Genomic DNA, 407 nt, shown 5'->3' on the forward strand with positions numbered 1-407 from the left:
TCCGGCCTGGAAGCAGGCCTGTCAAAAGCGAGCGATCGAGCAGACGTTAATCTTCCATTCTGACCGTGGCATCCAATACGCATGCCAGGAGTTTCGCCAGCTGCTGGAAGCCCGACCACGGGTCCGCCAAAGCATGAGTCGGAAAGGTAACTGCTGGGACAACGCTCCGGCCGAGAGCTTCTTTAAAACCTTTAAAGCAGAACTACCGATAGAACCTAAGCGCTTCGGGTACCAAGAATTGCGAGGAGTAATCTTCCAATTTATCGAGATCTGGTATAACCGCCAGCGGCTACATTCTACGCTAGACTACCGAACACCGGCAGAAATGGAGAATCACTTAACAGAAAACCAAGAATTGGCTGCATGATCTGGCTTAACTCACTGTCCATTTTTTTGTAGCAATTCCA

At 49.9% G+C, this 407-nt stretch carries 1 protein-coding gene; it reads left to right on the forward strand.

Going from position 1 to position 407, the window contains the following annotated elements; translation table 11 throughout:
• A partial coding sequence (locus tag G3569_RS18260; RefSeq protein WP_165271522.1) for an integrase core domain-containing protein occupies positions 1–367 on the forward strand: 367 nt, incomplete at its 5' end.
• Positions 368–407 lie beyond the last annotated feature (40 nt).

The organism is Fodinibius halophilus (assembly GCF_011059105.1).
Lineage (GTDB): Bacteria > Bacteroidota > Rhodothermia > Balneolales > Balneolaceae > Fodinibius > Fodinibius halophilus.